This is a genomic window from Sporosarcina sp. P29 (assembly GCF_002743265.1).
Taxonomy (GTDB): domain Bacteria; phylum Bacillota; class Bacilli; order Bacillales_A; family Planococcaceae; genus Sporosarcina.
The window spans coordinates 1-12,798 of sequence record NZ_PDYX01000038.1; the positions used below are offsets into that span (position 1 = coordinate 1).

11 protein-coding genes are annotated in these 12,798 nt (G+C 44.1%); 3 read left to right on the forward strand and 8 right to left on the reverse strand.

Translation table 11 applies throughout. From position 1 onward, the window contains the following. Window positions 1–365: 365 nt before the first annotated feature. The 5 genes from CSV68_RS16150 to lplA form a co-directional block, all read right to left on the reverse strand. Window positions 366–2,300 carry an FtsX-like permease family protein gene (locus tag CSV68_RS16150; RefSeq protein WP_099635613.1) on the reverse strand — a complete coding sequence of 645 codons (1,935 nt, stop codon included), beginning with the start codon at window positions 2,298–2,300 and terminating at the stop codon, window positions 366–368. Next, window positions 2,272–3,051 carry an ABC transporter ATP-binding protein gene (locus CSV68_RS16155; RefSeq protein WP_099635612.1) on the reverse strand — a complete coding sequence of 260 codons (780 nt, stop codon included), beginning with the start codon at window positions 3,049–3,051 and terminating at the stop codon, window positions 2,272–2,274. The genes CSV68_RS16150 and CSV68_RS16155 overlap by 29 nt, the downstream gene beginning before the upstream one ends. Further along, window positions 3,032–4,054, reverse strand: coding sequence for a sensor histidine kinase (locus tag CSV68_RS16160; RefSeq protein WP_099662639.1), 1,023 nt, complete (start codon window positions 4,052–4,054; stop codon window positions 3,032–3,034). Before CSV68_RS16160 ends, CSV68_RS16155 begins: the two co-directional genes overlap by 20 nt. Further along, complete coding sequence (locus CSV68_RS16165; RefSeq protein WP_199168574.1) at window positions 4,054–4,758, reverse strand: response regulator transcription factor; 705 nt, start codon at window positions 4,756–4,758, stop codon at window positions 4,054–4,056. The genes CSV68_RS16160 and CSV68_RS16165 overlap by 1 nt, the downstream gene beginning before the upstream one ends. A 102-nt stretch (window positions 4,759–4,860) precedes the next feature. Next, on the reverse strand, window positions 4,861–5,853 hold the full coding sequence (gene lplA / locus CSV68_RS16170) for a lipoate--protein ligase (RefSeq protein WP_099635609.1): 993 nt from the start codon (window positions 5,851–5,853) through the stop codon (window positions 4,861–4,863). Between the two features lie 207 nt (window positions 5,854–6,060). Here lplA and yhfH point away from each other — a divergent pair, with 207 nt between their 5' ends. After that, a complete protein-coding gene (yhfH, locus tag CSV68_RS16175) occupies window positions 6,061–6,186 on the forward strand; it encodes a protein YhfH (protein ID WP_083035173.1) in 126 nt (41 codons plus the stop codon). 170 nt (window positions 6,187–6,356) lie between these two features. On the opposite strand, the gene hemY is transcribed toward yhfH, so the two are convergent. Genes hemY through hemE form a run of 3 tightly spaced genes read right to left on the reverse strand, consistent with a single transcriptional unit; the run spans window position 6,357 to window position 9,804 of the window. Further along, window positions 6,357–7,772, reverse strand: a complete 1,416-nt coding sequence (gene hemY / locus CSV68_RS16180) for a protoporphyrinogen oxidase (protein WP_099635608.1) — start codon at window positions 7,770–7,772, stop codon at window positions 6,357–6,359. A gap of 28 nt (window positions 7,773–7,800) precedes the next feature. Continuing rightward, window positions 7,801–8,736, reverse strand: coding sequence for a ferrochelatase (hemH, locus tag CSV68_RS16185; RefSeq protein ID WP_099662640.1), 936 nt, complete (start codon window positions 8,734–8,736; stop codon window positions 7,801–7,803). Between the two features lie 24 nt (window positions 8,737–8,760). Then, window positions 8,761–9,804: a uroporphyrinogen decarboxylase gene (gene hemE, locus CSV68_RS16190; RefSeq protein WP_099635606.1), complete on the reverse strand. Its 1,044-nt coding sequence runs from the start codon at window positions 9,802–9,804 to the stop codon at window positions 8,761–8,763. A 293-nt stretch (window positions 9,805–10,097) separates the two neighbouring features. Here hemE and CSV68_RS16195 point away from each other — a divergent pair, with 293 nt between their 5' ends. Both CSV68_RS16195 and CSV68_RS16200 read left to right on the forward strand, forming a co-directional pair. After that, window positions 10,098–10,607: an antibiotic biosynthesis monooxygenase family protein gene (locus CSV68_RS16195; protein ID WP_099635605.1), complete on the forward strand. Its 510-nt coding sequence runs from the start codon at window positions 10,098–10,100 to the stop codon at window positions 10,605–10,607. A 179-nt stretch (window positions 10,608–10,786) separates the two neighbouring features. Continuing rightward, window positions 10,787–11,950, forward strand: a complete 1,164-nt coding sequence (locus CSV68_RS16200) for a M20 family metallopeptidase (protein WP_099662641.1) — start codon at window positions 10,787–10,789, stop codon at window positions 11,948–11,950. Window positions 11,951–12,798: the final 848 nt, after the last annotated feature.

The window sequence follows — 12,798 nt, forward strand, 5'->3', positions numbered from 1 at the left end:
TTCATGTGAGTCCTCCTTGGTTATAATTAGGGGTCAAGCCGTCGACGCCTTGACACCCCGAATCATACCAAGGGGACTTTTCTATTTCAATAGGGTTCCACTAACCAAACAGGAATGCTCCCGATGGATCAGCGAGAGCTTGAGACCCTGGACAGATGCCTTAATTTCTGTAAAGTACACAGAAATACGGCCAAGCGAACCCTTTGCTGTTCGCTTGGCTCAAGCCGAGCCCATGGGAAAGCATCCGGCAGCTGGAGCTTCAATCCCCACCTACTTACCCCCTCCACTTACACTTGAGCTTAAATAAGTTCAATCCCCCGTGTCCTCATGATGTAACTCTCCACTCATAAAAAAGACACCCCTCCCTAAGAAGTAGGTGCCTTAATATGTGAAATATACCGCCAGCGGATCAAGTAGAAATAGAACACCTGCATCAGCGCAAAGCCCGCAAGCACGAGCGCCAGCTCCTTGACAATCGAAATCTCAGCGAGCGCATCCCAAATGACCTGTAGCGACATAAACGCAAACACGCTGTGGATAAACGACACTCCCCACGGGAAGAAAAACTGCGGAATCAATTGCCGGTTGACGATCTTCGTAAACTCCCTATCCGTCATCCCTATCCGCTGCAACACCGCATACTGCCGGCGATCATGACTCAGCGACGTATACAACCGGAAGTAAATGAAACTACCGGACGCGAGGAAAAACACACCTGCGAGCAATAACCCGATAAACAATAGCAACGAGAACGTCATACGGATATGCGAGTAATTCAATCCTGGATTTTCAAACTCATAGCGCACCGGATCGCGGTGTTCGAGCATCAGCCCCGCCAACACTTGGGCGTGGATAGACAACCCGATTTCCCGCGTCTCCTGCCAGTCCCTTACGTTAAACGCATAATAATTAAACGCCAGCGCATCGGCATGAGCTTGTTCTTCAATGCGGTCGAAATCCAAATGGTTCACAACAATCGTATTGAGCCCAAGCGCGTTCGGCGGAAACAGTTTATACGGATAGACGCCTTCGATCTCTAGTGAGACACCACTGTCGGCCAGTTCGGTGTTGACAGTTTCCGTCGATAACTGATTGGCCGCGGCTGCTGTTGCCGGTAAAAATAACGCATGTCCACTTTGTAATGAAATTGGCATTTCCCCGAAAGTTGCGGCCAGTTCATTCAGATCAGATAGCTTGACGATATTGACTTTATTCTTCGTATATGAAGATTGCTGTTCAAGTACACGAAATCGCACAGCCCAATAATCAAGGCCTTCTTGGTCAAGTTCATTGGTCAATTTTGCGATATGTGGATATTCGAATTCATTATGCGGCAAGCTTTTATAAATAAGCCCAAGTGGATTCACTTCACGATATTGCGAAGCGAATGACGTTAACGATGCCAGAATACCGACTGACATAAACGCGATCGTCGAAACGATTGTCACGATGAAGAACATCCGGGCATTTTCTTTTAAACGAACGATGCTTTCCGAGATCGAGATCATCCAGAAGTCCCGCCAGAAGATGTTCTTTTGCCGTCGTAGTGCATGTAAGACGAGCGGTAAAGTATCCGTGAAAAAGTAATAGGTTCCGAATGTGATGAGTGGCGGTAGCAGGAAGAACAGACTGATGATACTCGAGCGTGAGACGAATGCCGCCATAGCGTAGGCTAGCAACAATAGCACGACTCCGAAGATCCCTCGGCTTTTCGAGTACGAATACACCGACTGCACAGCCATATCCCCATTTAACAAATCCGATACTTGTCCTTGCTGAATGAAGACGGGTGCGATATATGAAATGATAGCAAATAAACTAAGGAATGCACCCATCGTCAGCACGAATGGTTTCCATGATAAATAAAGCGGTAATACCGGAATTTGCACAATGGCTTTGACGATCATGAAGAAGAACTTCGAAAACATGAAGCCGAGGAAAATCCCACTGATGATCGATGCGAAGCCGAGCAACATCGTCTCGATAAAAATGAGTCGATGCAACTGACGCTTGGCCATTCCGAGAAGCAATAGCACACCGAACTCTTTCGATCGCGCTTGTAAAAATGCACGCATCGAATAAAACAAGAAAAACAGCGTGAAAATAAATAGAATAATTTCCGCTATTCCCATACCGAGTACTGAAATCTCTTTTAGAAAAGTGTTTTCAATCGAAGGATGGAATAGCAACATCGAATAAAGGAAAAACACCATGACGGAAAATACACTCGCCATGAAGAATGCCGCATAGACTCGGCGGTTACGAAGGACGTTACGGTAAGCGAACTGTCGAAATGTCATTCACATTACCTCCAAGTAATGACAACACATTCAAGATCCGTTGGAAAAATGTATGCCGGCGTTCGTCTTTATAGATTTCATTGAAAAACTCCCCGTCTTTAATAAACAGCACGCGGTCACAATAGCTCGCCGCAATCGGGTCGTGCGTCACCATAATAATCGACGTCTTTTCATGCTGATTAATATGTTCGAGTAATTCCAGCACATCTTTCGCTGATTTGGAATCCAAATTACCTGTCGGCTCATCCGCTAATACAATGCTCGGCTGATGGATGAGCGCTCGTCCTATCGCGGTACGCTGTGCTTGTCCACCTGATAATTCATCCGGTCGACGCTCCAAAATATCTTCTAAATTCAGCTTTTGCGCCATATCTTCTACGCGCCTCTTCATCTCTTCAACGGGTAATCCATCAAGAGTTAACGGCAAAACAAGATTTTCTTCCACCGTCAACATTTGCAGTAAATTGATTTCCTGAAAGACGAAACCGATTTGCCGCCTGCGGAATAAAGCAATGTCATTTTGACTGAGCTTTTCCGGTTCCACGCCTCCAATGACAATCTTGCCATAGGTCGGAATATCGGTCGCCATCAATAAATTCAATAGCGTCGTCTTACCACTACCCGACGGCCCCATAATGGCAACGAATTCCCCTTCTTGCACATCGAAGTCCAATTGATTCAACGCACGATGTATCACTTTTCCTTCATAGATCTTCGTTACATCTTCCATCTTAACGACCGGTTGAGTCATCTGATTGTTCACCCGCCTCTCCGTCTGTAAATAATAATGCGATGGTCGTGCCTTGCCCTTGTTTTGAGGAGATCGTCAGTTGATGGCCTAGTTTCTCACAGACTTCGGACGCGATATACAGCCCCATGCCTGTCGATTCTCCGGATAACCTACCATTTTCCCCAGTGAAGAAAGCTTTCGTCACACGGTGTAAGTCGGATGCCGGTATCCCTATTCCTTCATCGACAATCTCCAGACACAGCCCTTCTTGTAGCTGCACTGCATTGACATGAATTTTCTTCCCTTTTTCAAATGTGTATTTCACTGCATTCGTAATGAATTGATTGAGCATGAACTTGATCCACTTTCGATCGGTCGCAACCATTAAGTGTTCATCGACGTTCAGCACAGGGAACAAACCGTTCGCAATGAAGAGTCGTTTGTTGTCATTGAGCACTTCTTGCAACACTTGCCTAAGCAATAGTCGCTCAATTTGCATATCTTCTTCAAACGTTTCAAGCCGTGCATTAACGAGGACGATTTCTAATCCACTTTGGATGCGCCCTACCTCCTGCTCGATACTTTTCTTATCGATTTCATCTTCTTGCAATAATAAATTAATGACCGAGATCGGTGTTTTCATTTGATGCACCCATTGATTCATGAAATGCAAATGACGATTTTGTCTATTATATAATGTCTGTACTTCATGCTGGTATAGGCGATATAACTCACGCGTGAATTCCATCGTCTTTCTATGTTCAGGCGTCATGACGTGCCGTATCAACGCGTCTTCCATCTGTTTCGGTTTTTCTACGATTTTCGCATAATACGTACGACGCATGATGTATTTCGCTCCCAAATAGCCCGCCGTAAGTAGAATACTCATCGCGACGGAATAGATCGCCGTATTCGGGTTGCGGAAGCCGTCCAGCCAAAACAATAGTAGAATGAATGAGACGAGTCCGATTTGAAACAGCATAAACGGCACATGTTCTTTAACGAACAGCGTGAATGCTTTCATCAGGCTTCCGACTCCGGCATGAAGCGATACCCCGCACCGCGCACCGTCTCAATCCAAGACTGCACATCGTAATCCGCCAATTTCTTGCGGACTCGGGCCATATTGACATTGAGCGTATTTTCATCGACGAATGACTGATCATCCCACAATTCTTCAAGTAATCTTTCGCGCGACACCACTTTCGGAGACTCCCCCATCAGCAACTCCAAAATGACACATTCTTTCTTCTGAAGCGGAATCTCTTCGTTACCTTTTTGCAACGTCATCCGTTCTATATATAACGTCAGATCCCCTGACACAATCACGCGCTCCGACTGACTTGGTGAGTATTCCCCAAATGATCGACGCAAATGGCTTTTAATTTTCGCCAATACAATTTCATAATGGAATGGCTTTGTAATGAAATCATCTCCGCCATTTTCAAGCGCAAACACTTGATCCATATCACCTGAACGAGCCGAGATGAAAATAATAGGACACATTGTATGTTGACGTAACTGACGGCACCAATAATAGCCGTCATAAATCGGCAAGTTGATATCTAAAAGCACTAAATGTGGATTATACGCATTGCATTCTTCTACGACTCGGTCAAAGTCCTGAATGATCGCGACTTCATATTGATATTTTTCAAGCGTTCCCGCTAGCAATTGAGCAATTTTCAAATCATCTTCTACAATAAAAATTCGATGCTTCACCGTAATCCCTCACTTTCTCGTTATGTTCAGTATAACGCATTTCACAGTACACATAAATGAATGCTCGTATACAAAAAAACGCATGCCCCGCAAGACATGCGCTGTTCCTTAATAGATGACATCCACAAATTCTTCCAGCTTAATACCACCAAGGATTTTCTCTACGTCCATTGACTCGAGTGCTTCCGTGATCGCCTGGCGTTCGTATTTCACACCTACTAAACGATTTTCGATTTCTTGCACTTCCCCAACACCGAAAAAGTCCCCGTAGATATTAACGTTTTCTATACTGCCTTTTTCCACTTGCAAGCGAACATCAATGCCACCGACAGGGAAACGTTTCGATTGCTGCAAGTTGAACTTCGGTGAACGACCGTAATTCCACTCCCAGTTACCATAGCGCTCCGCAGACAATTCACGGATTTTCGTCCAGTCTTCATCCGTCAACACACGATACTCAATATTTTCTTCCCCATCGAACATCGAGTTCAAGATTTCCTGTCTAAACTGTTCAATGGATATAGGCTCTTCCAAGAACTCGGAAATATTCGCGACACGACTGCGAATCGACTTGATCCCTTTTGACTCGATTTTGTCTTTCTTCACTTTAAGTGAATTCACGACACCTTCCATATCTGTATCAAACAATAACGTGCCGTGGCTAAACATCCGATCCTTTGTCGCAAACTGTGCATTCCCTGAAATTTTGCGACCATCAATCAAAATGTCATTACGGCCAAGCAATTCCGCTTTAACACCCATTTTGGCCAGCGCATCTGTTACAGGCTCTGTGAACTTCTTGAAATTACGGAACGATTCTCCATCGTCTTTCGTAATGAAACTAAAGTTCAAGTTTCCTTTATCATGATACACCGCACCGCCACCAGACAGTCTACGTACTACGTGTATGCCTTGACGATCGACAAACTCTGTATTGATCTCTTCTACTGTATTTTGGTTTTTCCCAATGATGATAGAAGGTTCATTGATATAGAACAGTAAATACGAATCTTTGTCTACGTCCATCGTATTGAGTACATACTCCTCAATCGCTAGGTTAATACGTGGGTCCGTAACGCCTTGATTATCGATAAATTTCATATTTTCTTCTCTCCTCACAAAATTGTCACAATTATTTTCTGTTAATTCTCTCAATTCAGAACCTCTAAAACAGCTTGAAAGCGCGTCACAAAAGGCTTGATTCCATTTTAACAGATAGTTAAATGAATTGTTGACTTTCGGCATCTGTTATAATACAATGTGTATATACCAAAGAGTTATACAACAAACAAAGGGGGATTGATTAATATGGTAGAAAGCATCGTTGAATTTTTCAAGAACTTGCCGGCGAAGGTTTGTGCGACTTGTGGAACTGAAATTGAAGAGCAACATGAGTGTTACTCTAATCAATGTAATCATTGCAACGTAAAATAAAACAAAACTTTCATTCGGCGAATATTCCTATATTCGCTTTTTTTCTGCCTAAATACATACATAGCTTGAGCAATTCGCGCATTATGCCAGAACCGTGCCTATCATTCAAATCCACTTACCATACAACATAAAAAAATCCGTACAACGATGGTTGTACGGATTTTTTCCTATTATTTAAACAGCTTCGCCAGCACTTGATCTTTCGCAGCGACGCCTTGATCGATACAGTCGGGCAAACCGACTCCATTATACGAGGCACCAGCGAGCTCGACCATCGGGAACGCTGATTGTATTTCTTCCCGCGCACGTAAAACCTTTTCTTTATGGCCTACGCGGTATTGCGGTCGATCCTCTTTCCAGCGTGTGATAATACAGAAATCCGGTTCACCTTCGAGCTTGAGAATTTCTCCCAAGTCTTTGCGAACGATCTTCTCAATCTCAGCATCTGGTAAGTCGACAATCGCTTCTTCCCCAACACGTCCGACGAATGCACGCACCATCACTTTATCGTCTGGCGTTGTCGTCGGCCATTTACGGTCGACGAGTGTACAGGCGGTTATCGAATGATTACTGCTACGTGGTACTAAGAACCCTGTTCCATCGATATCGCTCTTCATCGCAGTTTTCGGGTAACCTAGTGCGACAGTTGCGACAGATGTCATTGGAATCGTTCCGAGTTCTTTCAACAGACCATGCGGTTCAAATAAACGACTCGCAACCGTGTGGCTCGTTGATAGAATAACTGCATCTGCTACGATTTTCCGCTGATCATTCAACGTCAGCACAGCATGATCGTCTTGTTTCATTATATTGGTGACACGCGTACCTTTCATCACATCGACATCAGTCAATTGCTCTTCCAATGCTTCAATCAATGAATCCAAACCATTTTTAAATGTATGGAAAGCACCCATTTTCTTCGAACTATGACTATTCTTTTGCGGCAACTGTTTAGGAGTGGTCTTCCTCATTCCTAAAATTAAGCTACGGTGATTTTTTTCCACTTCATAGAACTGTGGGAACGTTGATTCCAAGCTCATATGATCGATATCACCGGCATAAACCCCCGACAATAGTGGCTCGATTAGATTTTCTACCACTTCTGTACCGAAGCGACGACGGAAAAACTTACCGAGTGACTGATCTCCGGTCACTTCAGAACGTGGTAATACGAAGTCACCTGCCGCACGTATTTTACCGCTCAAACTGAATAAACCGGATGTTACGAATGGTTTAATTTCAGTCGGTACACCCATGACAGCTCCTGCTGGGATTTTATGCATCTGATTATGCAGAAAGATATAGGCTTGCCCTGTTGCGTTGCGAACAAGTTGATCTTCTATTCCCAGTTCAGTCGCTAATTGGTCTACACTTTTTTTACGGATCAAAAAGGAGTCGGGACCGCGTTCGATTACATAGCCGTCTCGACGGACGGTTTGGATTTTTCCACCTAGTTCTGTTGACGCTTCAATCATGATGATGTCTATGGGAAGTCCTTGTTCACGGGCATCTTTTTGCAAATAGTACGCTGCAGCGAGACCCGTGATGCCGCCGCCGATAATGACTACTCTTTTTCGTTCACTCATGTCCTTTTTCACTCCGATCCAATTGAATTCATTTTGTTGCGTGTAACTGATCCATTACAGCATCTGCCATTGCATCAATGAATAAAGGATCGGTGTTCGGCATCGCAGGTCTATGATACGCTGCGCCAATATCGTCACAGACTACTTTACACTCGTAGTCGTTATCGTACAGAACTTCCAAGTGATCTGACACGAAACCAACTGGTGTGTAAACGAATGATGTATATCCTTTCGTTTCAAACAGTTCACGTGTTAGATCTTGTACGTCCGGACCTAACCAAGGATCCGGCGTTTGCCCTTCACTTTGCCAACCGAGTGCGTAAGTTTTTACGCCTGCTGCTTGTGTGATCATTTCAGCTGTTTCTTTTAACTGATCAGCGTATGGGTCACCGTTAGCTAGAATCTTTTCTGGTAACGAGTGAGCTGATACGATCAAGCACGTATTCTCAATTTCTTTCTCGTCCATCGCACCATATGTTTGACGCAATTGGTTCGCCCAGTACTCGATGAATTTCGGTTGCTTGTACCAGCTTTCAACTGAAGTAAGTGTGATTCCGTGCTTGTCCGCTTCCTCTTTCGCGCGACCGTTGTATGATTTAACGGAGAACGTAGAGAAATGTGGAGCCAAGACAATGGATGCGGCTTCTGTAATACCGTCTTCATGCATTTCTTGTATAGCATCTTCGACGAACGGTGCAATATGCTTCAAACCAACATATACTTTGAATTCAATTTCGTCTTGTGCTTCATTCAAACGTGCGCCTAGTGCGTTCGCTTGGTCATCCGTAATCCGCGCAAGTGGTGAAATGCCTCCGATTGCTTCATAGCGATTGCGAAGATCTTCTACTTGTTCCGGAGCCGGCGGACGGCCTCTACGGATATGCGTGTAATACGGTAATAGATCGTCATAGGAGTTTGGTGTTCCGTACGCCATAACGAGTAAGCCCATTTTCTTTTTCGTCATCATTTTCACCTCATGGTTGGATTGTTATTTCGAACGTAATTCTTTACTATATTCATGTACGAAAGCTGTTAAGCGTTTCAATGTTGCCGGTTTTACGTCAGGGAATACACCGTGGCCTAAGTTAAAGATATGGCTACCATGCTCTACACCTTGTTCAACAATAACTTTTGCACGTTCTTCGATGACGGACCAGTCTGCCAGTAACATGGATGGATCCAAGTTCCCTTGCAATGGTTTTGTCAGACCGCGTTCGCCCGCTTCTTTTATAGACAAGCGCCAATCCAGTCCGACTACATCGACTGGCAGATCATGCCATTCATTCGCCAAGTGGCTTGCGCCGACTCCGAATGTAATCAATGGAACATTCAATTTACGTAGTTCCGTGAAAATACGAGTCATTGTAGGTTTAATGAAGATTCGGTAATCCGAAACATTCAATGCGCCTACCCAAGAATCAAATATTTGTACAGCTTTCACACCTGCGTTAACTTGTGCTGTAATATAACTAATCGTCATATCAGCTAACTTATCCATCAATGCGAACCAAGCTTGTGGCTCAGATACCATGAACGACTTTGTCAGGTTATAGCTCTTTGAAGGACCGCCTTCGATCATATAGCTCGCAAGTGTAAACGGTGCGCCTGCAAAACCAATCAGTGGAACATTCAATTGCTCTTGTGTCAGCATTTTTATCGTGTCCAAAACGTAAGGAACTTGCTCTTCTGCTGAAAATTCACCTAAGTTGGCGATGTCTTGTGCAGAACGAATTGGATTTGAGATAACAGGACCTACGCCTGATTTAATCTTTACGTCCACTCCGATGCCAACAAGTGGTGTAACGATATCTTTATATAAAATGGCTGCATCTACATCATATTGATCTACTGGAAGTTTTGTTACATACGCACATAATTCAGGCTGATGCGTAATTTCTTCCAAGGAGTATTTCTCTTTGATTTTAAGATATTCCGGCTGTGAACGTCCTGCTTGACGCATAAACCAAACGGGCGTGTGATCGATTTCCTCGCCTCTCGCAGCGCGTAATAACGTATCATTAAAAGTTGACATATTCAGAGATACCTCTTTCCATATTTTTTATTTCTTTCACGTAACTCATATACGTTCTCATGATAAACCGTTGACAAGTCAATGTATAGTGAATTGCGCCTTTGTCATAATTTTGTGCTAGGACAACTCACACTTCTGCCATGCTTTAGACAATCATTCCTAACTTGCTTGCAATAAGTGTTTGATTCAAGAGAATTAAGGGAATTACTACATGTAGAATCATACACTGGTAAAGAGTGCTTTTAAGTAAATGAAGCACAGACGATTGTTACTTGCCAAAGGAGGAATTTTATATGAATATTTATATGACAACTGGAACATTAGGTTTTATGGAGAAAATCAGAGATCAGCACACCGATGAACCAATACTTTTGATGAATGGTGGTGGCAGTACGCTGTTGCTACATGAGACGAACGGCAAGAGCGTGTTCCAAACACCAAGAAAGTTTGAAGTAGTAGGTTCTTATGGCAACCTGTCAGAACCTGGATTCTTTGCAATGGATAACGTTGCAGTAACAGATGAAGGGAAACCTATTTTCGAACATCAGTACAAGCAACTGGGTGAAAAACTGCAAAACATGCCCGGTTTCGTAGCATTCCGCTTATTGCGTCCTATCGGCTCAGATACGTATACATTGTTAACACAATGGACAGAACGCCGTTTGTATGAGATCTGGTATAACTCCCCTGGTAACCAATTATCCGATAAAACGGTTTTCAAGGATGCCGGCGGTGCTTCACAACATATCTTCACAAGCGCTCCATACACCACACATTATAAAACACCTACTGAAGAGGTTTGACGTTTCGACGTCAGACCTTCTTTTTTTATGTTGAAAGTGATCTAACTAGTCATTTCCACACTGTTTTAATTCATTTCAATTCCCTGTAATTTCGAAACTCGCAGTTTGCGATGTGGTTGACCGCTTGCTATACTGAACGAGTTGATTGACTTATTTGTCTATTTGAAAGGGGTTTTAAAATGAGAGAACGATTATTTCAGAAACTCGAACAATCTTATGACGATATGGTAGAGATTCGCCGCTATTTGCATATGAACCCGGAAGTTTCGTTTAAAGAAACGAAAACCGCTGCCTATATCGCTGATTTTTATAAACAACTTGGTGTGGACGTACGCACTGGAGTAGGCGGCAATGGTGTCGTCGCAAGAATCAAAGGTGCAAAGCCAGGAAAAACAGTTGCTTTGCGAGCAGACTTTGACGCATTGCCAATTCAAGATCAAAAAGATACACCGTACGCTTCCACTGTACCTGGCGTCATGCACGCATGTGGACACGACGGCCATACCGCAACGCTCCTTCAACTGGCAAAAGCTATGAACGAAATGCGCGATGAACTTACTGGTGAATATGTATTTATCCATCAACATGCGGAAGAATTAGCTCCAGGTGGCGCCATGGCAATGATCGAAGACGGCTGTTTAGAAGGTGTTGACGTTATTTTCGGCACACACTTATGGTCTTTATTCGAATCAGGTGTCATCTATTACGCATCTGGCCCAATTATGGCTGCAGCGGACCGCTTCCATATTACCATTCAAGGTGCTGGCGGACATGGCGCTTCTCCACATCAAACGAAAGACGCAATCGTCATCGGTTCACAGCTGGTAATGAACTTACAACAAGTCGTTTCGAGACGCGTCGATCCAATCGAATCCGCTGTTCTATCAGTCGGCTCATTCGTCGCAGATAACGCCTTTAACGTCATCGCCGACCAAGCCGTTCTAGGCGGAACAGTTCGCACATTTACCAATGATGTACGCAACTTAATGGAACAAGAAATAAAGCGTATAGCTGAAGGTGCCGCCCTTTCCCACGATTGCGAAATCACTGTAAAATACTACCGTGGATATCCGGCAGTGGTCAATCATGAAAAAGAAACGAACTATTTAAAAACTGTGGCTGAATCGATTACGGAACTAAAAGGTGTAGAAGAAATGCAACCGCAAATGGGTGGAGAAGACTTCGCTTATTACCTGGAAAAAGTTCCAGGCACATTCTTCTTCACAGGTGCGAAGCCAACAGATGCTTACCCACATCATCACCCACGTTTCGATATAGACGAAAAAGCTATGATCGCAGCGGCTAAAACATTGGCTGCTGCAGCTCTTGATTATCAGAACTGAAGTTACGCGTTACGCTGAAGGTCATTCCTACACATGTGGGAGGATCTTCAGTTTTTTTATTTGGCTATAGGTTTAGTGTTGGAGTTTTAAAAATCGATATAGAGTGCGTAGGGCAACATGCGTGTTCGATTACGTTTCTGTTAAGAGTGCGTAAGAAGCGGCGTTGGTGGATGGCTTTCGCGAGGAGCTAGAGACAGGAAAGTTTGCCTGTCTTTGTCTCTTCGCTACGCCTACCACAGCAGGCGCCTTCGTTGGATTGTGTGTACGGCAGTTCGGGTAGGTATTTTTAATCGTGAAAGTGCTGTTGGATTACGTTTCTGTTAATTGTGCGTAATAAGCAGCATTGGATTGTGGTTCTAGCACGTGCGTTTTCTTTTCCTATTTAATCAGGAGGTTGTGGTTTAGCTGCCTATGTAAGTGGAGAATTCATTGTCCCCACTTCGGCGCTGGTGGATGGCTTTCGCGAGGAGCCAGAGACAGGAAGTTCGCCTGTCTTTGTCTCCTCGCTACGCCTACCACAGCAGGCGCCTTCGTTAGATTGGGTGTAGGGCAGTTCATATAGTTGTTGTTAAAAGCATTAGTGCGTAAGTGAACACGGATTACGTTTCTGTTAATTGTGCGTAATTAGCGGCATTGAGTTGCGGTTCTTGCATGCATTTTTTCTGTTTCATCTTTGATCGGGAGGTTGTGGTTTAGCTGTCTATGTAAGTGGCGAGTCCATTGTCCCCACTACGGCGCTGGTGGATGGCTTTCGCGAGGAGCCAGAGACAGGAAGTTCGCCTGTCTTTGTCTCCTCGCTACGCCTACCACAGCAGGCGCCTTCGTTAGATAGTGTGAATGGCAGTTCC

Excerpts from the sequence above, each read along its gene's own strand:
- hemE (WP_099635606.1), bottom strand. The coding sequence starts at position 9,804 with ATGTCAACTTTTAATGATACGTTATTACGCGCTGCGAGAGGCGAGGAA.
- lplA (WP_099635609.1), bottom strand. The coding sequence starts at position 5,853 with ATGAAATTTATCGATAATCAAGGCGTTACGGACCCACGTATTAACCTA.
- CSV68_RS16195 (WP_099635605.1), top strand. The coding sequence starts at position 10,098 with ATGAATATTTATATGACAACTGGAACATTAGGTTTTATGGAGAAAATC.
- CSV68_RS16155 (WP_099635612.1), bottom strand. The coding sequence starts at position 3,051 with ATGACTCAACCGGTCGTTAAGATGGAAGATGTAACGAAGATCTATGAA.
- yhfH (WP_083035173.1), top strand. The coding sequence starts at position 6,061 with ATGGTAGAAAGCATCGTTGAATTTTTCAAGAACTTGCCGGCGAAGGTT.
- hemY (WP_099635608.1), bottom strand. The coding sequence starts at position 7,772 with ATGAGTGAACGAAAAAGAGTAGTCATTATCGGCGGCGGCATCACGGGT.
- hemH (WP_099662640.1), bottom strand. The coding sequence starts at position 8,736 with ATGACGAAAAAGAAAATGGGCTTACTCGTTATGGCGTACGGAACACCA.
- CSV68_RS16200 (WP_099662641.1), top strand. The coding sequence starts at position 10,787 with ATGAGAGAACGATTATTTCAGAAACTCGAACAATCTTATGACGATATG.
- CSV68_RS16150 (WP_099635613.1), bottom strand. The coding sequence starts at position 2,300 with ATGACATTTCGACAGTTCGCTTACCGTAACGTCCTTCGTAACCGCCGA.
- CSV68_RS16160 (WP_099662639.1), bottom strand. The coding sequence starts at position 4,054 with ATGAAAGCATTCACGCTGTTCGTTAAAGAACATGTGCCGTTTATGCTG.